Consider the following 23,579-nt stretch of genomic DNA (forward strand, 5'->3'; position numbering starts at 1 on the left):
AGATCATGCGCACAATACAGCTTAAAAATATACTCACAGGAGGTTTAATGGCCTGCGTGGCTTTAACGGCCTGTACCCGGGAAAACTTTTTTGACGATCCGTTGGATGCCGTGCCTACAGACATTGCTTTCAGCACGCCGGAAAGAATAGAGAAATCCGCCGTAGGTATGTACAGCGCCTTGCAGAACATCAACTGGGGATGCGGCCGCAACCTCATCTATGCGGATGTGCAGGGCCTCGACGCCAATCCCAATAACTTCTTCAATAATGTGGGCTTCTTCGACCTTATGCGGCCCAATGACGTCACCATTACCGCCGCCTGGTCCGCCGCTTATAATACTATCTACACAGCCAACCTGTTTGTAAAGAACTTCCAGCCCAAACAAAGCCTGGTTACGCCTGCCAAAGCAGACCAGTATATTGGCGAGTCAGAGTTTATACGCGCCTACAACTATTTCTACCTGGTAAACTTCTGGGCCCAGCCTTATACGGATACCATCAAGGGGCCAGATGCTAACCCCGGCGTACCGCTGATCCTCGAAGCCGCAGATGATCCCTTTGGCGCCGGCAACCTGGTACAACGTGCCTCTGTTAAAGCGGTGTATGATCAGATAGAAAAAGACCTGAAAGACGCCGCCATCCGTCTGCCGGAAGATTATGGCGATGCCAATTCCCGTGTAACGCGCGCTACCAAAGGCGCTGCCCGGGCGCTGCTCATGCGTATGTATCTGTACAAAGGAGATTGGGCTAATGCTGTCACTTATGCAGACTCCCTGATCAATTCGGGGCTGTATGAGCTCAACCCAACACCGGCTACCCTGTACAGGAACTATACTACTAAGGAATCCATCTTCTCCATCGCTTTCTCTGGTTCCAATAATCCAGACAGGAACAATGCGCTCTCTGCCCACTACAGTCCTACCGTAAGGGGGGATATTTCACTGAGCAACGCCTTCCTGCAGTTAATGGATACCACTATAGACCTGCGCTATAAGGATCTGGTCATTACCACCGTAAGAGGTACAGGCCCATCTGCCAGCACCTATTACTGGAGCACCAAGTACACCAGCTTTGGCGATTGGGTGCCCGTAATACGCTTTGCAGAGGTGTTGCTGGTAAAGGCGGAAGCGCTTGCCAGGCAAGGTATTCCCACCGCCCCGCTTAATACGGATGCATTAGGTTGCCTCATGCGGGTCCGCGCCCGCTCCAACGGCGGGCCAATGCTGGCGGCTACAAATGCGCAGCTGATACAGGCAATTCTCAAAGAGCGCCGTATTGAGCTGGCGTTTGAAGGCCAGGCCTATTTCGACCTGCAGCGTACCCGGCAACCCGTACCGCCGCATGCCAGCATACAGCATGAGCAGCCTTATGGCAGCAACTACCGCGTATGGCCCATACCGCAACGCGATATGAACATCATGCCGGATCTGATCCAGAATCCCGGTTATTGATAGCCGTATATATTCACTATTTTGCTTTGTCAATGTTCAAATAAACAAATATGAAGAAACGCCTTGTTATTGCGCTGCTCATGGCTGGTGTAAGTGCGGCACATGCCCAATCACCCACTATTGTACAACGCGACCCGGAAATTGCTCAGATGGTGCAGGAAGTATCTGCAGATTCGCTGAAAGCATATATTAACGCTATGGTGTCTTTTGATACCCGTAGCACCCTCAGCACCACCAAAGACCCTAAAAAGGGAATAGGCGCGGCCAGGGAATGGGTAGTGGCTAAATTCAAAGAATTCGCTAAACAGTCCGGTGGCCGTATGACGGCCTTTGTAGATACGACCACCTATGCCGCAGATGGCAAAAGGGTGGATGCGCCCATTAGCCTGGGCAATGCCATGGCCATACTAAAAGGCACAGATCCTGATGATAAACGCATCTTCCTGGTAAGCGGCCACCTGGATAGCCGGGTAACAGACGTAATGAACCGCACCAGCACCGCGCCTGGCGCTAATGATGATGGCAGCGGCAGCGCGCTGGTGGTGGAATGCGCCCGTGTAATGAGCCGTCATTCCTTCCCGGCTACCGTTATATTCGTAACTGTAAGCGGCGAAGAACAAGGCCTGCTGGGTTCCCATTACCTGGCAGAGAAAGCAAAAAAAGAAGGTTGGCAGATAGAGGCCATGTTAAATAATGACATCGTAGGCAGCAATAACAGCAACGAAACCAATATCATCAACAATACCCAGATAAGGGTTTTCAGCGAAGGCATGCCCTATGGGGCAGATTCTGCGACTACCGCCATGATCCGGCAAATGGGGCTGGAAAATGATGGCAAGGCCCGCCAGCTGGCCCGTTATGTAAAGGAAACAGGGGAACGTTATGTGGATAACCTGCAGGTAGTGCTCATCTACCGCAACGACCGCTTCCTCCGTGGCGGCGATCATTCTCCTTTTGTAGAACGTGGTTTTGCGGCAGTCCGTTTTACGGAAATGAACGAGAACTTCTACCACCAGCATCAGGACCTGCGTACAGAAAAAGGCATCGAATACGGCGATCTGCCCAAATTCATGGACTTTGAATACCTGCGTAAGAACACCGCCATGAATATGGTAAACCTCTCTAACCTGGCCAAAGCACCCGCTATGCCGGAACAGGTGATCATTGAAGTGGCCGGCCTGGGTAACTCCACTACCCTCAACTGGAAAGCGCCCCTGCATGGTAAGGTAAAAGGTTATTATGTCCTGCTCCGCGAATCTTCCAACGCTATGTGGCAAAAGAAGTTCTTCACCACAGCAACCACCATCAACATCCCCTACTCCAAGGATAACTACTTCTTTGCCGTACAATCCGTAGGCGAAACCGGCAATGAAAGCTTGCCCGTGGTACCCAAAGTGCCGCCGCGCAGAAAATAATGTGCTAATGTGCCAATATGCAAATGTGCTAATGAAATGCAGCGAATGATTTAATTAAACTAATTAACTCATCTAATACTCGCGCTAATCCATTAGCACATTTGCATATTGGCACATCCGCACATTAACTACTCCCCCCATGCCGTTATCACCAGCCTCCGCTTCCCGCCATGATCACGGTGCTCGCACAAATAGATCCCCTGCCACGTGCCCAAAGCCAGCCGCCCGTTACGGACCGGTATCATAACAGAACTGCCCAGCAGCGCCGCCTTTAAATGCGCCGGCATATCATCAGGCCCTTCATCATTATGCACATAGTCCGGATCATTTTCAGGTACCGCTTTGTTAAAATACGTCTCAAAGTCCTTACGCACCGTAGGATCCGCATTTTCATTAATAGTAAGCGAAGCGGAGGTATGCTGTATAAACACCTGGCAAATGCCCGTCTTTAGCTCGCTCAGCTGTGGCAGTGCATGTACAACTTCCGGTGTGATCAGGTGAAAGCCCCGGCTTCTTTCCCGCAGCTCAAGCAATTGCTGATATATTTTCATATTTTACCATTCAGTGTGGAATAATGGAAGATGCGTCAAAATTATCTATTTTTACCGCCTTCCTGAAAACCTTATGCCGACACAATACCTGGAATGAAAACTATTTTATTGCACTGCCTGCTCCTGCTGCCGTTCACGGTGCTCAACATACAGGCAAATGCGCAAGATCCTTATACTATCAACCACTTCACAGATCAGGATGGGCTGCCGCAGAACAGTGTAAAAGCCATTGCGCCGGATGAGAATGGTTTCCTGTGGCTGGCTACGGAAAACGGGTTGGCCAGGTTTGATGGCAGCCGCTTCCTTACATTTAACAGTGGCAACCTGTCCATACAGAATAGCCGCATATACTATATGTGCCCCAGCCCTGGCGGGAATAGCGTTATGGCCAGGACCATCAGGAACGAAGTGCTGCTGGTGCGTAACGGTGGCATAGTAGTGCAGCCGCGGCCAGATCATGACTTTGACTACATGAGCTTTAAGGATGTTTCGGATGAGTATCCCATTACCGGTCTTCCTAACTATTATATCTACCAGTCAAAATCAATGCATTTACTGGTACCTGTGGGGCCGCGTGTTTATTTTAAGATCACAGCAGATACCATCCGGTTAATAGCAGATAATAAAGAACGCTACCGCATTACCCATCCCCATCTCGATGCCGGTCATTTATTCACACTGGGCGCCCGGCTCTGTTACATGGAAAAGAATGGAGAATTCTTTTTGCTGGATAAGGAGGGCGCACATACGCTGCGGCTTACGGGAGATGTATTGCAACAGCCCCGCGGGTCCACCGCCGCGCAGGAGAGGGTGCTGTACTGGAACTTTGCTGCCGGCCAGGTATTCGTGGTCATCCACAATACCTGCTACCGCCTGCAGCTATCAGGTACGGATACCCTGCATTCCTCCCTGGTATTGCAGCAGTTCGACTTTCACCGCAATGGCATCCATACCCTCTATCATGATAGCGCGCACCGGCGCGTATTCCTGGGCAGCGTTACCAAAGGCTTGTATGTCTATAGCCCTAAGCAGTTTATGAGTTTTAAAGCCAGTGGTGATGAAGATGAAGTATATTATGCACAGGCCCCTTTTGGAAAGAACGGCGTAGTCACCCCGCAGGGTATAGCCTTTGATACAACAGGCAAAAGCCGCCTGCTCCCCCTTTTAAGTAAACTGTCAGAGGGGGATAAGTACAGCATGACCCGCGATCAGAACGGCAATTACTGGTATAAGCACTTTACAAAAGTATATGGGTTTAATAGTGATTTGACCGTAAAACGCTGCGAGTTTACTTTAACAACTGCTGTCAACCAGCTCTATATCGATAACCAGGGCCGCTTATGGGTGGGCACCTGGAATGGCGGGCTGTATACCCTGCAGACAAATGACCCGCATCCACAGTTACAGCTGTATACAAACCGGATAAAGGATATCTCCTACATGGCCCTGGACAATCAGCAACAGGTGTTATGGACCGGCACAGGCAATGGATTATTCCGGATGGACCTGGCCTCCCGCAGGATCGATACCATCCGCTACTTCAATAACCGGTATGTAAGGAGCCTGTTGATCACCGCCCCGGACGAAGTATGGGTCACTACCTACAGCAGCGGTGTATACCTCTATAAAAATAATCACCTCGTACAGCTGCCGCTGGATCAGAAAAAATATATAATCACCGCGCATTGTGTGGTAAAGGATGAACTGGGCTTTTTGTGGATCACTACCAACAAAGGCCTTTTCCAATGCAGTTACCGGGACGCCGTAGCCTATGCCACAGGTACGCATCCTAACCTGTATTACCTGTACTACGGAAAGGAACAGGGTTTTTACACCAATGAGTTCAATGGCGGTTGTCAACCCTGCGCGCTAAAACTGCAGAACGGTAGTATCTCTTTGCCCTCGTTGGATGGCCTGGTGTATTTTGATCCCGCCAAAATACGCACGGAGCTGCCGGATAAACAGATCTTTATAGACCAGGTAGAGCTGGATGCCAGGGTGGTGAGCATAGATAGCGCACGCACCTTGCCGCATAACTTCCACCATCTCCGCTTTTCTATCAGCACCCCTTATTTCGGCGATCCCAATAACCTGCACCTCTACTATTCCATGACCCGGGAAGGAGAGGAGGAGCCCGCATTATGGCTACAGGTAACGGATAACAGGATGATCGAGTTCTCCTCCATGCCATCGGGCCAGTACACGCTCCGTATCCGTAAGCCCAACGGCTTTGGGCCCGGCAATATGTCCGAAATGATCTTTGTGATCAATGTAGCAAAAGCGTTCCACGAAACACTTTGGTTCCGGGTGCTCACCGGGGTGCTGTTTTTTGTGATTGCATTTGCCATCTCCTGGTTGCGGGTAATGCGGGTACAACGTAAGAACAGGATGCTGGAGCTGCGGGTGCAGGAGCGTACCAGCGAACTTAAGGAAACCCTGGAAACACTGCAGGGCTCTGAACAACAGCTCCGCCGCCAGGCCTTTATACAACAGCGGCTCATAACTGCTATCTCCCACGACCTGCGCACCCCGCTTAAACATATCATGCATGTATTAAGCAAGGGCTACCGCCAGCAGGGCGATATAGAAAAGGAGGAACGGAGTATCATCTACGAAAGCCTCTATGGCATGTATCACCTGGTCGAGAACCTCATACAGTACATGAAATCCCAGTTCATAGAAGACGATTCCTTCCTGGAGATGACAGACCTGAAAGGCCTGCTGGAAGAAAAAGCAGATATTTTCCGGCCGGTTTCTCAGTCCAAAGAAGTAACTATTGAGAACCTCACAGCCCCCGGCGCCATGGCCCTGGTAAACAGGCAGCTGCTGGCCATCGTGGTCCATAACCTGCTGGATAACGCCGTAAAATATACCCGTAGGGGAAGCATACAGCTAAACGCCTGGTGCACCGCGGAAAAGATCCATATCCGGTTTAAGGATACAGGTATCGGCATGCCCCCCGCTATCAGCGGCTGGATTAACCAATATGAAATGGGCGCTTCCGTGCTGGATGGCAAACCGGCTTCCTATAACGGCATCGGTCTGCTGATGGTAATGGAGCTATTACAGCTCATAAACGGGAGCATCACCCTGGATGCCAACAGTAACGAAGGCGCCACGGTACATATCACCCTGAACATGATCAATTAGCAATATTGTGCAGCCGCATCTTTTCCAGCAGCTCAATAATACTGTTGATCTCCAGCTTGCTGAAAATGCGGGTTTTATAAGTGCTCACCGTAGATATCTGCAGGTGCAGCATTTCCGCTATCTTTAACAACGGAATGCCCTTGGTAAGCAGGTTCATGACCTCCACTTCCCGTGTAGACAAGGTGGCAAAGGGATTGGTCTGCGGGTTGTTCTTGTTCAGGCTTAATTTATTGAGTATCTGCTGACGCGTGGGCGCGCTCATGTACTTCTCCTTGTTCAGCAGCGTCTGTATGGCCAGCTTGGTCTCCTCTTCTGTAGCGTTCTTGCTGAGATAACCGTCAGCCCCGGCCGTCAGATAATCCACCGCATACATCTTCTCATCATAGGCAGAGAACACAAGTATCATAGTATTAGGCCGTTGCAGCCTTACCGCATCCAGCATCTGTATGCTGTTCCCGCCGGGCAGATTAATATCCAGTATCAGCAGGTCATAGGCCTGCCGTTCGAGTTGGGTAATAACATCGTCAAATATTTCAACCGTGGTCACTGTTGAGGGAGCAGACAGGCTGCCTATTATTTTCGCCAGACCATATCGGACAATCGAGTGGTCATCAGCAACTAATATATTGGTCATCAAAGGCTAATATAGTGAGTGAACACGTCAATACCAGGCAAAAATAGGATATTTTTTTATTGTCATAGGTTAATTTGTAGTAATATTACTACAGTCATAGTCATGTATTACTATTTGTAACAATGTGAACCGCGTCTACCTTTGTACCGGGAAAAGAAAATAGGTTTGTTTGCGATCCCTCAAACTACCCTCAAGGACGGTCCCTATACGGACGGAAAACGTATAGCGGCATTTATAGGACAATTAACAAACTGCAATAATGCAGGCGAACAACTATTAATATTTGGTTTTACATGGAAAAAAGAAACAGATGACTATCCTATGTCTTGCCTACCAGTGATGCAGCAGACATAAATTTCACAACAGCAGAAGGACAGTGTAACTAATCACTATCAAAAAGACTATACCATGAAACGTATATAGCTTAACGCTATACCTATGCCAACTTCCATATACCCTTGACAAGGGATCATATGCGCGTACGCGCCTTTGTTTGGATAATACCCGCCCGGGTATTGTCCCTGGCCTTGCTATGTCCGGATAATGTTTCCCGTCTCGGTATCCCTATCACGTAAACTCTTACTTATAAATATGAATCGATTTTACAAAACAACTTTTACTTATTGCATAACGCTCCTATGCCTGCTTGCAGGTTTTAGTAGTTATGCAGAAGGCTCAAAGGATCTGTATCCTACCGGTGCTACCGGACAAAGGGCCTGGCTCATGTGTACCAGCATGCCTGGCGCCACCACATGGCCCTTCACCGCATTAGGCACGCACTTCGTGTATGCCAACGTTGGTGAAAAGGTACAGGCCGCATCCAGTGGCCAGAATGTCGGCGCCGGCCGTATCCGGTTAACTGCACCGGATGGTACGGTTTATAATTCTGCCAACGATGATGTGGGAAAGATCCCAAACAGGGCAGGTGAGCTGGCTGGTCCCACACCTAATCCTGGCGGTTATACGCCGTTCTCCAGAACGGTAGGCGCCGGTCAGGCGGGTATATGGAAAGTGGAGTTCATTCCTACCGGCGATATTAATGCTAATGCGGATAACGGCGGTACTATTGATGCCACCGCTAACTGGACCCAGCCCGCTGACAAAAATGCTATCGCTGCCTGGGATATTTCCGTAAGGAATACCGCCAACACTGCTTTTATTACAGGCAGGGTATACGCCAACGTATTGAACATGTATGTGACGGATGGCCGGTATTATGGTAAGATCTACGTGCAAACAAATGACGGTTACCTCTATCGTGTACAGAACAATGGTATCGCAGGTATCGGTTTCCTCGCGTTTGTCAATAACAAAGGCATTACCAACGGCACCACCGATGCTGCCCTGCCAGCTTATAAGAGTGCAAACAATACCAATTCCGGTACTATTAAAGATCCCCGTGAGCCGGACGGCGCTACCAGCATCACCCAGAAAATGTTCTATAACCTGCCGAATACAGACCTGCCAACATCCAGCGTTCTCCCCGGCGGCGGTATTACCTGGTTAAAAATGCCCGCAACGTTACCTACGATAAGTAGCATATCCATTGATGGCGTAGAAGGTACCGCAAACCAGGTGAGTAGTAAGGGTGCCTATATTAAATTTAATGCCAGCCAGGCGGGCACTTTCCGCGTTACCTTAGTTGGGCCTCCTGGCTTTGTAACCAGGAAGATTACAGGATCGGCCGCTGCTGGTCCCAATTCGGTTTTCTGGGATGGTAAGGATGGTGCCGGTAGCCGGCCAGGCCTGGGTACTGCCTCTGTAGTGGCACACATCCAGTTACAGGGTGGAGAGGTGCACTTTCCGCTCATTGACGTGGAAGCGAATGCCAGCGGTATGATCATTCAGCAAATGGATGCCGCTGGTACAACCGTGATTACGGACAAGGTGTTTTGGGACGACGCTGATCTGCCCGTAATAAGCGGTCAGATTGCCAGTAGCCCCATCACTAATGGTAACGACGGCACAGGGATAAGTAGTAGCACCAACGGACATAAATGGGGAAAAGCATCAACGCCTCCTAGTGCCTCCGAGTTCGGAAACGCCCGTATAATGGACACATGGACCTACGTCCTTGGTAACGAAGAAACGAAGACTACCAGCCTGGTGATACAAGAGGCAGATCTCCAGGTGCTGAGTATTACGCCCAGCACTACTACTATCCCCGTAGGCCAACCCCTTACTTATGATGTAGTAGTGGTTAATAATGGTCCTAGCGACGTAGTAGGTGCTCCATTTAAATTTGTGACGCCGGATGGTTTTGTAGTAAACGCAGCAGATGTAACCTTTACTACAAGTTGCGCCACCCCACATGGGGGTACTATAGATGGTAGCGGCGATTACAACGCTACGCTGGACCTGCCAAATGGGTGCATTATCACCTACCATGTTAAAGGAAAAGCAGACCCTTCCCTGGCGGGCACTAACATAAAAAATGACATAGAGGCCAGTATCATGCGTCCTAATGACGTAACGGATCCTGATGCGACCAACCCGGTAGCTACCCAACTTCCTACAGATCCTCATGTGGAATGTTTGAATGGGAACACGCCGCCGACACGGGCAAACGAACATTGTAATAATATCGCATATCCCATTGCGGTAGCCGTAACGCCCGTCGCTGATATCGTAACGGTAAAAACCACCCAAACGCCTGGTCAAACTAAATACGTGCCCGGTGGGATTGTTACCTATATAATTACAGTTACCAACAATGGCGCTAATGACGCCAGCAATGTGCACATCGTAGATAATGCGCCCGCAGGCTGTAACATTACAGAATGGACATTGACCAGCACTGGTGCGCCAGTGCCTTTCTCCACGCCCATTACCGGTACAGGCAACCTGGACATGACGGTTGGTACCTTCCCTAACGGCGGTCAGCTGACCTATGTGGTTAAAATGAAGACCCCTTCAAATGCCACCACTAACCTGGTTAACACAGCAACGGTAACCACGCCTACATCAGACCCTGATCCTACATGTCCGGCTTGTGCCAGTACGCTTACACCTGATCCGCAGGCAGATATCGTAACAGTGAAAAGCTCAGCGGTAACAGAGATTACCCCTGGTGGTGCGGATGTGGTATATACCATCACCGTAACTAACAATGGCCCCAGTGATGCTAAGAACGTACGCGTCCAGGATGCGCTGCCCGCTGGCGCCCTGAGCATGGGCTGGAGCGCTTCATCCGCCATCACCCTGCCGGCTAACAGTGGTAGCGGCAACCTGGATCAAACCATCCCGGTATTACCTAACGGTGGTGTGGTTACTTACACCGTAACCGTAAAAACTGATCCTGCCTTTACCGGTGCACACTTAGTGAACACCGCTACTGAAAGCGCTACCACACCAGATCCCGATAGCGGTACGCCTTGTACAACTTGTGATGTGACCATCCCTGTTGTGCCCAAGGCAGATGTGACTGTGGTAAAGAGCGCAACAGTAACAGAATTTACTCCCGGCGGCGCCAATGTGGAATACACGATCACAGTAACCAACCATGGGCCTAGTGTAGCTAGGAACGTGCGCATTCAGGATGCCCTCCCAGCTGGCGGTGCCAGCATGACCTGGAGTGCCGGTCCAACACCCATCACCCTTCCGGCAACCAGCGGTAGCGGTGACCTGGATCAAACCATTTCGGCAATACCCAGCGGCGAGGTAGTTACCTACACCGTAACAGTGGTAACAGACCCTGCCTACACTGGTGCGCAGATGAAGAACGTGGTAACCGAAAACGCCGTAACCTCAGATCCTGACCCTGGTAATAACTGTAACCCTTGTGAAGTAGACCTGAACAACAATCCGAAAGCGGACATCGTAACGCAGAAGAAGCTGAAGGATCCCTCCCAGACAACTTTTGTACCGGGTGAAGCAGTGGATTATGTGATCACGGTAACAAACAATGGTCCAAGTGATGCAAAAGATGTAAATATTAAGGATAACGCGCCTGCCGGTACAACTATCAGTAGCTGGAAGGCAACCGCGGTAAGCGGTGGTGCTAACCCTCCTGCTGGTGCCGGTGTTGGTGACATTGACGAGATAATCGCCAACTTCCCGAACGGCGCTGTAGTTACCTATGAAGTAACGGTGCAAACGCCGGCTTCTTTTACCGGTAACTTAACAAACGTGGCGGCAGTGACCGGCACCACGCCGGATCCTGTGCCAGCCTGCCCGGATTGTTCCGCCGGACCTATTACCCCTGCGCCTAGTGCAGACATTGTAACGCAGAAAAAACTGAAGAACCCGGGTCAGACCACTTTTGTTCCTGGTGAAGCAGTAGACTATGTGATCACGGTAACCAACAATGGCCCAAGTGATGCAAAAGATGTAAATATTAAGGATAACGCGCCTGCCGGTACAACTATAAGCAGCTGGAAAGCGACGGCTGTAAGCGGTGGTGCTACGCCTCCTGCTGGTGCCGGTGTTGGTAATATTGACGAGATAATTGCCAACTTCCCGAACGGTGCAGTGGTTACCTATGAAGTAACGGTGCAAACGCCGGCTTCTTTTACCGGTAACTTAACAAACGTGGCGGCGGTGACCAGTACTACACCAGACCCGGTAACTGCCTGTCCGGATTGTTCCGCTGGCCCTGTTACCCCGGTGCCTAGTGCAGATATCGTAGTAGAGAAAAAACTGAAGAATGCTTCCCAGACAAGCTTTGTTCCTGGTGAAGCGGTAGAGTATGTGATCACGGTAACCAACAATGGCCCAAGTGATGCGCAGAACGTGCGTATTCAGGATGCGCTGCCCACAGGCGGTACCAGCATGAGCTGGATTGCCGGTGCAACAACCATCACGCCTCCTGCAACCAGCGGTAGTGGCAACTTGGATCAAACTATTCCAACACTCCCGAACGGCGAAATAGTTACCTACACCGTAACCGTGGTAACAGACCCGGCCTTTACTGGTGCGCAGATCAAGAATGTGGTAACAAAAAATGCCATAACCCCAGACCCTACGCCTGGCAATGACTGTAATCCTTGTGAAGTAGACCTGAACAGCAATCCGAAAGCAAACATCGTAACGCAGAAGAAACTGAAGAACCCTTCCCAGACCACTTTTGTTCCTGGTGAAGCAGTAGACTATGTGATCACCGTAACCAACAATGGTCCAAGTAACGCAAAAGATGTAAATATTAAGGATAACGCTCCTGCCGGTACAACCATCAGTAGCTGGAATGCAACCGCAGTAAGCGGTGGTGCTACCCCTCCCAATGGTACCGGTACTGGTAACATTAACGAGACAATCGCCAACTTCCCGAACAGTGCCGTGGTAACTTACGAAGTTACCTTACAGACATCGTCTTCCTTTACCGGTAATTTAACGAACGTGGCAGCGGTGACCAGCACCACACCGGACCCGGTACCTGCCTGCCCGGATTGTTCCGCCGGACCAATCACCGCAGCGCCAAGCGCAGACATTGTAACGCAGAAGAAACTGAAGAACCCGGGTCAGACCACTTTTGTTCCTGGTGAAGCAGTAGACTACGTGATCACCGTAACCAACAATGGCGCAAGTGATGCAAAAGATGTAAATATTAAGGATAACGCCCCTGCCGGTACAACCATCAGCAGCTGGAAAGCAACCGCGGTAAGCGGTGGTGCTACCCCTCCTAATGGTACCGGTAATGGTAATATTAATGAGACAATTGCCAACTTCCCGAACGGCGCTGTAGTTACCTACGAAGTAACGGTGCAAACGCCGGCTTCTTTTACCGGTAACTTAACAAACGTGGCAGCGGTAACCAGCACCACACCAGACCCGGTACCTGCCTGTCCGGACTGTGCGGCTGATCCTATCACCCCTGCGCCTAGTGCAGATATCGTAACGCAGAAAAAACTGAAGAACCCGGGTCAGACCACTTTTGTTCCTGGTGAAGCAGTGGATTATGTGATCACGGTAACCAACAATGGTCCAAGTGATGCGAAAGATGTAAATATTAAGGATAACGCGCCCGCCGGTACAACCATCAGCACCTGGAAAGCAACCGCAGTAAGCGGTGGTGCTACGCCTCCTAATGGTACCGGTAATGGTAACATCAACGAAACGATCGCTAACTTCCCGAATGGCGCTGTAGTAACCTACGAAGTAACGGTACAAACGCCGGCTTCTTTTACAGGTACCTTAACCAATATTGCAGCGGTGACCACCACCACACCAGATCCGGTAACACCTTGTCCGGATTGTGCGGCGCCTGGTATCCCTGCAGCACCGGAAGCAGATATCGTAACAGAAAAGAAACTGAAGAACCCTTCCCAGACCACTTTTGTTCCAGGTGAAGCGGTAGACTATGTGATCACAGTAACCAACAATGGTCCTAGTGATGCAAAAGATGTAAATATTAAGGATAACGCTCCTGCCGGTACAACCATCAGTTCCTGGAAGGCAACCGCGGTAAGCGGTGGTGCTACCCCTCCCAATGGTACCGGTAATGGTAACATTAACGAGACAATCGCCAACTTTCCGAACGGTGCCATAGTAACTTATGAAGTTACTTTACAGACATCGTCTTCCTTTACAGGTAACTTAACAAACGTGGCGGCTGTGACCAGCACCACGCCCGATCCGGTACCTGCCTGCCCGGATTGTGCTGCCGGACCTACCCCCGCAGCACCCAGCGCAGACATTGTAACGCAGAAGAAACTGAAGGATCCTTCCCAGACAACCTTTGTACCGGGTGGATCAGTGGACTATGTGATTACAGTAACCAACAATGGTCCTAGTGATGCGAAAGATGTAAATATTAAGGATAACGCTCCCGCTGGTACAACTATCAGCACCTGGAAAGCAACCGCGGTAAGCGGTGGTGCTACCCCTCCTAATGGTACCGGTAATGGCGACATTAATGAGACGATTGCCAACTTCCCGAATGGTGCAGTAGTGACTTACGAGGTAACGGTGCAGATACCGGCTTCCTTCACCGCTAATTTAACGAACGTGGCGGCTGTGACCAGCACCACGCCGGACCCGGTAGTTACCTGCCCGGGTTGTTCCGCCGGACCTATCACCCCTGCGCCTAGTGCGGACATCGTAACACAGAAGAAACTGAAAGATCCTTCCCAGACAACCTTTGTACCGGGTGGATCAGTGGACTATGTGATTACAGTAACCAACAATGGTCCTAGTGATGCGGAAGATGTAAATATTAAGGATAACGCTCCCGCTGGTACAACTATCAGCAGCTGGAAAGCAATCGCGGTAAGCGGTGGTGCTACACCTCCTAATGGTACCGGTACTGGTAACATTGACGAGACAATCGCCAACTTCCCGAACGGTGCAGTAGTGACTTACGAGGTAACGGTACAGATACCCGCGTCATTCACCACTAACTTAACAAACGTGGCAGCGGTGACCAGCACCACACCAGACCCGGTACCTGCCTGTCCGGACTGTGCGGCTGATCCTATCACCCCTGCGCCTAGTGCAGATATCGTAACGCAGAAAAAACTCAAGAACCCGGGTCAGACCACTTTTGTTCCTGGTGAAGCAGTGGACTATGTGATCACGGTAACCAACAATGGCCTAAGTGATGCGAAAGATGTAAATATTAAGGATAACGCGCCCGCCGGTACAACCATCAGCACCTGGAAAGCAACCGCAGTAAGCGGTGGTGCTACGCCTCCTAATGGTACCGGTAATGGTAACATCAACGAAACGATCGCTAACTTCCCGAATGGCGCTGTAGTAACCTACGAGGTAACGGTACAAACACCGGCTTCCTTTACAGGTACTTTAACCAATATTGCAGCAGTGACCAGCACCACACCAGATCCGGTAACACCTTGTCCGGATTGTGCGGCGCCTGGTATCCCTGCAGCACCGGAAGCAGACATCGTAACGCAGAAGAAACTGAAAAACCCTTCTCAGACCACTTTTGTTGCTGGTGAAGCAGTAGACTATGTGATCACGGTAACCAACAATGGTCCTAGTGATGCAAAAGATGTAAATATTAAGGATAACGCTCCTGCCGGTACAACTATCAGTAGCTGGAAAGCAACCGCGGTAAGCGGTGGCGCTACCCCTCCTAATGGTACCGGTAATGGTAACATTAACGAGATAATTGCCAGCTTCCCGAACGGTGCCGTAGTAACTTATGAAGTTACCTTACAGACATCGTCTTCCTTTACCGGTAACTTAACAAACGTGGCAGCGGTGACCAGCACCACACCGGACCCGGTACCAGCCTGCCCGGATTGTTCCGCCGGACCAATCACTGCAGTGACCAACGCAGACATCGTAACACAGAAGAAACTGAAGAATCCTTCCCAGACAACCTTTGTGCCGGGTAGCTCAGTAGACTATGTGATCACGGTAACCAACAATGGTCCTAGTGATGCGAAAGATGTAAATATTAAGGATAACGCTCCCGCCGGTACAACTATCAGTACCTGGAAAGCAACCGCGGTAAGCGGTGGTGCTACCCCTCCTAATGGTACCGGTACTGGTAACATTGACGAGACAATCGCCAACTTCCCGAACGGTGCAGTAGTAACTTACGAGGTAACAGTGCAAATACCGGCTTCCTTTACCGGTAACTTAACGAACGTAGCCGCGGTGACCAGCACCACACCGGACCCTGTGCCTGCCTGCCCGGATTGTTCCGCCGGACCTATCCAGCCTGGTGCAAGCGCAGATATTGTAACAGTAAAGAAACTGAAAAACCCCGCTCAGGTAAACTTTGTTCCTGGCGAAGCGGTTAACTATGTGATCACCGTGACCAACAATGGTCCAAGTGACGCGAAGGATGTAACTATTAAAGACGTTGCGCCTGCCGGTACAACCATCAGTAGCTGGAAAGCAACCGCAGTAAGCGGTGGTGCTACACCTCCTAATGGAACCGGTAATGGCAATATTAATGAGACGATTGCCAACTTCCCGAATGCTGCCGTAGTAACCTACGAAGTAACCATACAAACACCGGCCTCATTCACCGGTACCTTAACCAACATTGCGGCAGTGACCAGCACCACATCAGACCCGGTAACACCTTGTCCGGATTGTGCGGCGCCTGGTATCCCTGCAGCACCGGAAGCAGACATCGTAACAGAGAAAAAACTGAAGAACCCCGCTCAAACCACTTTTGTGCCGGGTGAAACAGTAGACTATGTGATCACTGTAACGAACCATGGTCCTAGTGATGCGAAAGATGTAAATATTAAGGATAACGCTCCCACGGGTACAACTATCAGCAGCTGGAAAGCAACCGCAGTAAGTGGTGGTGCTACTCCTCCTAATGGTACCGGTACTGGTAACATTAACGAAACGATCGCCAGCTTCCCGAACGGTGCAGTAGTGACCTATGAGGTAACGGTAAAAATACCATCTTCATTCACCGCTAACTTAACAAACGTGGCAGCTGTGACCAGCACCACACCGGACCCGGTACCTGCCTGCCCGGATTGCGCTGCCGGACCTATCACCCCAGCACCCAGCGCAGACATCGTAACGCAGAAGAAACTGAAGAATCCGGGTCAGACCACGTTTGTTCCTGGTGAAGCAGTAGACTATGTGATCACGGTAACCAACAATGGTTCAAGTGATGCGAAGGATGTAAATATTAAAGACGTTGCGCCTGCCGGTACAACCATCAGTAGTTGGAAAGCAACCGCGGTAAGCGGTGGTGCTACACCTCTTAATGGAACCGGTAATGGTAACATTGATGAAACGATCGCCAACTTCCCGAACGGTGCCGTAGTTACCTACGAAGTAACCGTACAAACACCGGCTTCATTCACCGGTACCTTAACCAACATTGCAGCAGTGACCAGCACCACCCCAGACCCGGTAACACCCTGTCCGGATTGTGCGGCGCCTGGTATCCCTGCAGCACCTGAGGCAGACATCGTAACAGAGAAAAAACTGAAAGATCCGGCGCAAACAAAATTTGTACCTGGAGAAGCAGTGGTGTACGTGATCACGGTGACCAACCATGGTCCAAGCGATGCGAAAGACGTGAATGTTAAAGACGTTGCGCCTGCCGGTACAATCATCAGTTCCTGGAAAGCAACTGCGATAAGCGGTGGTGCTACACCTCCTAATGCTACTGGAAACGGTAACATTAACGAAACAATCGCCAGCTTCCCGAACGGTGCAATAGTAGCCTATGAGGTAACGGTACAAACACCGGCTTCCTTCACGGGCGCCTTAACTAACATCGCGGCAGTGACCAGCACTACGCCAGACCCGGTAACACCTTGCCCGGATTGTGCGGCGCCTGGTATCCCTGCAGTAGGTGTTGCAGACATCGAGATCGTAAAAGCCCTTAAAGATCCGTCTCAAACCAGCTTCACACCCGGCGACCCTGTTACATACACCATCACCGTTACCAACCACGGTCCCAGTGATGCGCAGAATGTACGGGTACAGGATGCCATCCCCACTGGCGGTACCGGCATGAGCTGGGATGCAACAGAAACCGGCGGCGTAGCCCTCCCGGCCCTGCACGGCCTCAGCGCCCTTAACCAGGTAATACCCACCATCCCCAACGGCGGTGTGGTAACCTACACAGTAACAGTAACCACAGACCCGGCTTATACCGGCGCTCAGATGGTGAACAAAGCAGCAGAGACCAGCGATACGGAAGATCCAAACGGCGGCGATCCTTGTACTACTTGCGAAGTGCCCCTGGATGCCAAACCAAGCGCGGATGTGCAGATAGTGAAAACACTGAAGAACACCACACAGCTCAACTACCAGCCTGGTGCGCCAGTAGAGTATACCATCACGGTAACTAACCACGGCCCCAGCGATGCGAAGAATGTACATATTCAGGATGCCCTGCCCACAGGCGCTAAGAGCATGACCTGGTCAGTAGTGGAAACAAGAGGTACGGTACCGGGATTGGTACGCAGCGGTAACGCGAGCCTGGATCAAACCATCGCTAACTTACCGGACAATGCGATCCTTACCTACTCCGTAACAATGCAAACAGATCCGGCCTATACCGGTACATTGAAGAACATAGCCACAGAAACCAGTACGACGCCGGATCCCAACAGCAATAATCCTTGTACTACTTGTGACGCTTCAGTAACGCCCAAGCCCAGCGCAGATATCGTGACCGTGAAAAAGTTGAAGAACGCTGCACAGACCACCTTCAACCCGGGCGATGATATAGAATACCTGATCACCGTTACCAATAACGGTCCCAGCGATGCGAAGAATGTCCGTATCCAGGATGCCCTGCCCGCAGGTGCTAAGAGCATGAGCTGGTCAGCTACTCAAACCGGTGGCGCAACCGTACCTGCATCAGGCGGCACCACGCCGCTGGATCAGACGATCGCTACTTTCCCGAACAGAGCAGTAGTAACATATAATATAACAATGACCACAGATCCAGCCTTCACCGGCAGCCAGATCATCAACGTGGCAAAAGAAGAAAGTGAAACGGAAGATCCGAACGGCGACGATCCTTGTACCACTTGTCAAACGCCGCTGCAATCAGTAGTAAGCGCAGATATCGTAACTGTGAAGAAACTGAAGAACGCCGGCCAGACCACTTTCAAACCAGGAGAAGCGGTAGACTATGTGATCACCGTTACCAACAACGGTCCTAGCAACGCGAAGAATGTGCGCATACAGGATGCCCTCCCGGTTGGCGCCAGCAGCATGAGCTGGACAGTTACCAGCAACCCTGCCATCGCGCTTCCCGCTAAAAGCGGCAACGGTAGCCTGGATCAGACCATCGCTGCCATGCCAGATGGCGCAGTTGTTACATACGAAGTAAGCGTGAAAACGCCTTCTTCTTTCACTGGCAACCTGGTGAACGTAGCAACAGAGACGAGCGAAACGCCGGATCCTAACGGCACTACGCCTTGCGCAGCTTGTTCGGTAAATACGCCGGCAGCGCCCAGCGCGGATCTCGTAACGGTGAAAACAACTAAAACGGCTGGTAAAACGGTGTTCTCACCGGGTGAGGCAGTAGTATACACCATCACCGTAACCAACAATGGTCCTAGTGATGCGAAGAATGTAAGCGTGGCGGATAACGCCCCTGCAGGTACTACCATCACACAATGGACAGCCAGTGTAACACCGGCTACCGTAAACCTGCCGAACCAGAGCGGTACAGGCAACCTGAACGAGACCATTGCCAGCCTGCCAGATGGGGCAATAGTAACCTACGAGGTAACCGTGCAAACGCCGCCTACCTTCAGCGGTACATTAAGCAACACCGCTGTGGTAAGCAGCACTACGCCAGACCCTGTATCAGGTTGTACAGCTTGTGTAACTACACCGCTTAAGAATGTGCCAGGTGCGGATATCGTAACAGTAAAAGCACTGAAGAACCCTGCACAGACCAGCTTTAAACCAGGCGATGCAGTAGTATACATCATCACCGTAACCAACAACGGCCCAAGCGATGCGGCTAATGTGAGCATTGCAGACAAAGCGCCGGATGGTACTACCATCAGCGAATGGAAAGGCAGCGCTACAGGTCTTACGCTGATCAACACCCAGGGCAACGGAGACCTCAACGAAACGATCGCTAACATGCCTGACGGCGCAGTGATCACTTACGAGGTAACCGTACAAACGCCCATCACATTTAAAGATGACCTGGTGAACACCGCTGTAGTGAACAGCACCACGCCAGACCCTGTATCCGGTTGCCCGGCTTGTACGGCGCCCGCTGTGCCTGTACAGATCGTACCGCCGGTAGCTGTTGATGATGCTGCAGAGACAAAAGCCAACAATGAAGTGACCGTACCGGTACTGGATAATGACAACCCGGGTGAGGGCGGCGGAAGCCCCATCGTTCCCACCACCGTGGAAGTAGTAGACCAGCCCAAACACGGTACCGTTAAAGTGAACGCAGACGGTTCAGTAAACTACACGCCGGATGCCGGTTATGTAGGCGCAGACTCCGTAACCTACAGGGTACAGGATGAAGGCGGTAACTGGAGCAATGTGGCCACCGTACGGATCAACGTAATATCCAACGACCTGGATATACCCAATGTAATAACACCGAATGGAGATGGTAACAACGATAAGTTTGTGATCAAAGGACTGGAAAGATATCAGCAGAATGAGATCGTCATCTTTAACCGCTGGAACAACATGATCTTCAGAAGCAAGAACTACCAGAACGATTGGGATGGACGCGGCCTCAACGCAGGTACTTACTTCTATACGCTGAAAGTACTGGACGGGAATGGCCAATGGCAAACGCGTAATGGCTTCATTACCCTGATGCGATAATTAAAAACACACAAAGGGCTGCCGGAGGCAAGCCGGCAGCCCTTTAAAAAAACAGTCCTCTTAACTAGCAAAAAATTAATTATGAATAGATACTTTACCAGGATAATGTTACTGTTCGCAGGCACGTTGTCGTTCTCAGCGGCCAATGCCCAGCAGGACGTGCAGTTCAGTCAGTATATGTTCAATGGGTTGTACATCAATCCCGCCTACGCAGGCTACCGGGAGCAATGGAACGTAAATGTGTTTTACCGTACCCAATGGCAGGGTTTCCCCGGCGCGCCCAAAACCTTTTCCGCAGCGGCAGATGGTACCGTAAATGGCGACCGTATTGGCTTAGGCTTACAGGTAATAAACGATCAGTTAGGCATCCAGAAGAATACGGCCCTCTATGGCAGCTACGCCTACCGCATCCCACTGGATGAAAGCGGAGAGCGTACCCTGGCCGTTGGTATTGGCGCCGGTTTCCTGCAGCAAAGGTTAAACCTGTCCGCACTGGATCCCGCTAACCAGAACGATCCCCTGCTGCTCAGCGCTAAAAAAACATCCTTTATGCCAGATGCCCGCGCGGGTATATACTATAACAGCGAACGCCTGTTTGCAGGTGTCTCTGCAGATAACCTCATCACCAACGCCTTCCAGAAAGGCGATGGCTTAAAGACTTACCTGCCGGTAAAACCGCACCTGTATTTCACCTTTGGCGGCTTGCTGCCGTTATCAGAAGAGGTGCTGCTAAAGCCCTCCCTGTTGGTAAAAGAAGACTTTGCCGGTCCTACCAGCGTAGACCTGAATGCCTTTTTCCTGATCTCTCAGAAACTGTGGCTGGGTGGCGCTTACCGTACTGCTGTATTGAACAGGGATAACATCGATAATAATGTTACCAGATCCGGCGCATGGGTAGCCATGGCGGAGATCTTCATCAGCAGCAAGCTGCGCCTGGGTTATGCCTACGATCAGACCATCAACGGCACCGGTGCTAACAGCTACACCACGCATGAGTTCTCCCTCGGTTACTTCTTTGAGAAACGTAAGGCCAGGATGCTGTCTCCCAGGTATTTCTAACAATGATTACAACAACCACGATGTATAAAAAGAATTATCACCTCCGCGCACTGTTAGGCATATTGATGGCCGCCGCCGCTTACAACCCGGCCCAGGCTCAGTATGTAAAGAAACAGGCCGATGAGAAGGCGCTGTTGTATAATTATGCAAAAGCCACCTCATTATACGATAAAGCATATAATAAAAAAGCCACCGCAGAATCAGCCCGCGGGGCAGCGGAAAGCTACCGCCATATGAATGACTATGTGAACGCAGAGCCCTGGTATGCAAAGCTGGTGGCCATGCCGGAGCATACCGCCCAGGATGAGATGCACTATGCGGCCATACTAATGAACAATAGCAAATACGAGGAGGCAAAAGCCGTGCTGGACAGCTTCTTAACAAAGATGCCCGGCGATAAGCTGGGAGAAAGCATGCGCCAGGGTTGCGACAGCGCGGTGAAATGGCTGGCGGCCCCGGTAAGAGGCGGCTTCCAGGACCTACAGGCCATCAACAGTGAATGGTCTGATTGGAGTACCGCTTTCAGCAATGGCAAGATCATCTTCGCCTCTGACCGTCCCTATGATTCCTTAAGGAATGAGTCTTTTCTCGGTAGTAACTATATCCGTAAAAGCTACTACAGCTGGACGGGTAACAGCTACCTGCACCTCTACGAAAGCAATGGCTTCGATAGTAGCAGCCTCCGCCCCCTGGACCGTATCGTGAATGGCGATTATCACAGCGCCAGCGCCAGCTACACGGCTGATGGCAGCAAAATGTATTATGCCGTGACCAGCCTGGCCAGCAAAGGCCGTAGCTTCCTGGGTAAAGATGAGCCCTACACCCTGAACGTAGAGATCATGGAACGCCGTTGGGATACCGCCGCAGGCAACTGGAAATTATCCGTACTGTTCCCGTATAACGAGATCTTCCACTATCCCGTAGGCGACCCGTTTATTACGGCTGATGGAAAAACGATCTACTTTGTGGCGGACTATGGCGACAAAGGAAGCGGCGGTACAGACATCTATTACAGCACCCGCGATGATAACGGTCAGTGGCAAACGCCTGTGAACATGGGACCGGAGATCAATACCCCCGGTAACGAGCGCACGCCGGTATTCGATAATAAAGGCGTATTATACTTTGCTACAGATGGCCGCCCCGGTATGGGAGGCCTGGATATCTTCAAAGCCGTACAGGCAAAAGGCGCCTGGACAATAACCAACATGCGCCCGCCGGTAAACAGCGCCCAGGATGATTTTGCCCCGGTCTTCAGCCCGGACGATTTCTTTTGGTTCTCTTCCAACAGAACGGAGGGCAAAGGCAGCGATGATATCTACAGCTTCAAAGCATTCCGGATCCTGGTATTTAGCCTGTCAGGTAAAGCCACGGATAAAAAGACCGGCCTTCCTTTATCCAATGCAACCATCACGCTCAAAAACAACGAAACAGGCAAACCTGCTGATGTAACAACAGACGAAGAAGGTAATTACCGCTTCCCCCTGGACAGCTTATCCTCCTACGGCTTAGCGGCAGAAAGGAACGGTTACAATGGCGTAACAGGTGTAGCGGTTACCACCAAAGGCCTGCTGGAATCACAGGAGCTGCACCAGGATATTGTAATGGAGCAGCCGCAGCCGGAAGTAAAACCGGAGCCTACCGCGCCGGAACCACCAGATCTGGAAGTAAATAAGCATTTCAAGTTGGAGAACGTGTACTTCGATGTAGCCAAATCGAACATTACGCCCAAGGCTAAACCGGAACTGGATAAATTGGCTGCCCTGCTCAATGAGAATCCTACCTGGAAAGTGGAGATCGCTACCCATACAGACTCCCGCTCCAGTGATAGCTATAACCTGAAACTGTCCCAGCAGCGGGCAGAGTCAATTGTAAAATACCTGGGAACAAAAGGAGTGGATAAAACGCGTTTAGTGGCGAAAGGATATGGTGAAACAAGATTGCTGAACCGTTGTGCGAATGGCGTACGTTGTACGGAAGCAGAGCACCAGGAAAACCGCAGATCAGAATTTACGATTTTGAATAAGTAAGAGGACAACAACAAACAATCAATTAGCGCGACCGTTGAGGTTATTCTTAACCTTAACGGTCGATTGTTTGAAAAGCAGGA

The 23,579-nt window shown here is 50.8% G+C and carries 8 protein-coding genes; 6 read left to right on the forward strand and 2 right to left on the reverse strand.

What is annotated here, in order from left to right; translation table 11 throughout:
• The first annotated feature begins 5 nt into the window (after positions 1–5).
• Both F0L74_RS07210 and F0L74_RS07215 read left to right on the forward strand, forming a co-directional pair.
• Positions 6–1,451: a RagB/SusD family nutrient uptake outer membrane protein gene (locus F0L74_RS07210; RefSeq protein ID WP_149837122.1), complete on the forward strand. Its 1,446-nt coding sequence runs from the start codon at positions 6–8 to the stop codon at positions 1,449–1,451.
• 50 nt (positions 1,452–1,501) lie between these two features.
• Entirely contained in the window at positions 1,502–2,866 is a 1,365-nt protein-coding gene (locus F0L74_RS07215) for a M28 family peptidase (protein WP_149837123.1), read from the forward strand.
• Positions 2,867–2,994: 128 nt separating this feature from the next.
• Here F0L74_RS07215 and F0L74_RS07220 read toward each other — a convergent pair whose 3' ends face one another.
• Positions 2,995–3,417 carry a secondary thiamine-phosphate synthase enzyme YjbQ gene (locus F0L74_RS07220; protein ID WP_149837124.1) on the reverse strand — a complete coding sequence of 141 codons (423 nt, stop codon included), beginning with the start codon at positions 3,415–3,417 and terminating at the stop codon, positions 2,995–2,997.
• A 93-nt stretch (positions 3,418–3,510) separates the two neighbouring features.
• On the opposite strand from F0L74_RS07220, the gene F0L74_RS07225 reads away from it, so the two are divergent.
• Entirely contained in the window at positions 3,511–6,567 is a 3,057-nt protein-coding gene (locus F0L74_RS07225; RefSeq protein WP_149837125.1) for a sensor histidine kinase, read from the forward strand.
• Here the strand turns inward: F0L74_RS07225 and F0L74_RS07230 are convergent.
• On the reverse strand, positions 6,560–7,201 hold the full coding sequence (locus F0L74_RS07230; RefSeq protein WP_149837126.1) for a response regulator: 642 nt from the start codon (positions 7,199–7,201) through the stop codon (positions 6,560–6,562). The two genes, F0L74_RS07225 and F0L74_RS07230, sit on opposite strands and share 8 nt — an antisense overlap.
• Positions 7,202–7,792: 591 nt before the next feature.
• Between F0L74_RS07230 and F0L74_RS07235 the strand changes: the two genes are divergently transcribed.
• From F0L74_RS07235 to F0L74_RS07245, 3 genes are all read left to right on the forward strand, one after another.
• Entirely contained in the window at positions 7,793–20,410 is a 12,618-nt protein-coding gene (locus F0L74_RS07235) for a T9SS type B sorting domain-containing protein (RefSeq protein WP_188315889.1), read from the forward strand.
• 81 nt (positions 20,411–20,491) lie between these two features.
• Positions 20,492–21,469: a PorP/SprF family type IX secretion system membrane protein gene (locus F0L74_RS07240; protein WP_213086908.1), complete on the forward strand. Its 978-nt coding sequence runs from the start codon at positions 20,492–20,494 to the stop codon at positions 21,467–21,469.
• 2 nt (positions 21,470–21,471) lie between these two features.
• Positions 21,472–23,499 carry an OmpA family protein gene (locus F0L74_RS07245; RefSeq protein WP_149837128.1) on the forward strand — a complete coding sequence of 676 codons (2,028 nt, stop codon included), beginning with the start codon at positions 21,472–21,474 and terminating at the stop codon, positions 23,497–23,499.
• The last annotated feature ends 80 nt before the right edge of the window (positions 23,500–23,579 follow it).

It is taken from the genome of Chitinophaga agrisoli (assembly GCF_008386695.1).
GTDB lineage: Bacteria > Bacteroidota > Bacteroidia > Chitinophagales > Chitinophagaceae > Chitinophaga > Chitinophaga agrisoli.

Bases quoted from the DNA above. Each gene is read 5' to 3' on its own strand.
- F0L74_RS07210 (WP_149837122.1), top strand. From the start codon at position 6: ATGCGCACAATACAGCTTAAAAATATACTCACAGGAGGTTTAATGGCC.
- F0L74_RS07215 (WP_149837123.1), top strand. From the start codon at position 1,502: ATGAAGAAACGCCTTGTTATTGCGCTGCTCATGGCTGGTGTAAGTGCG.
- F0L74_RS07220 (WP_149837124.1), bottom strand. From the start codon at position 3,417: ATGAAAATATATCAGCAATTGCTTGAGCTGCGGGAAAGAAGCCGGGGC.
- F0L74_RS07225 (WP_149837125.1), top strand. From the start codon at position 3,511: ATGAAAACTATTTTATTGCACTGCCTGCTCCTGCTGCCGTTCACGGTG.
- F0L74_RS07230 (WP_149837126.1), bottom strand. From the start codon at position 7,201: ATGACCAATATATTAGTTGCTGATGACCACTCGATTGTCCGATATGGT.
- F0L74_RS07235 (WP_188315889.1), top strand. From the start codon at position 7,793: ATGAATCGATTTTACAAAACAACTTTTACTTATTGCATAACGCTCCTA.
- F0L74_RS07240 (WP_213086908.1), top strand. From the start codon at position 20,492: ATGAATAGATACTTTACCAGGATAATGTTACTGTTCGCAGGCACGTTG.
- F0L74_RS07245 (WP_149837128.1), top strand. From the start codon at position 21,472: ATGATTACAACAACCACGATGTATAAAAAGAATTATCACCTCCGCGCA.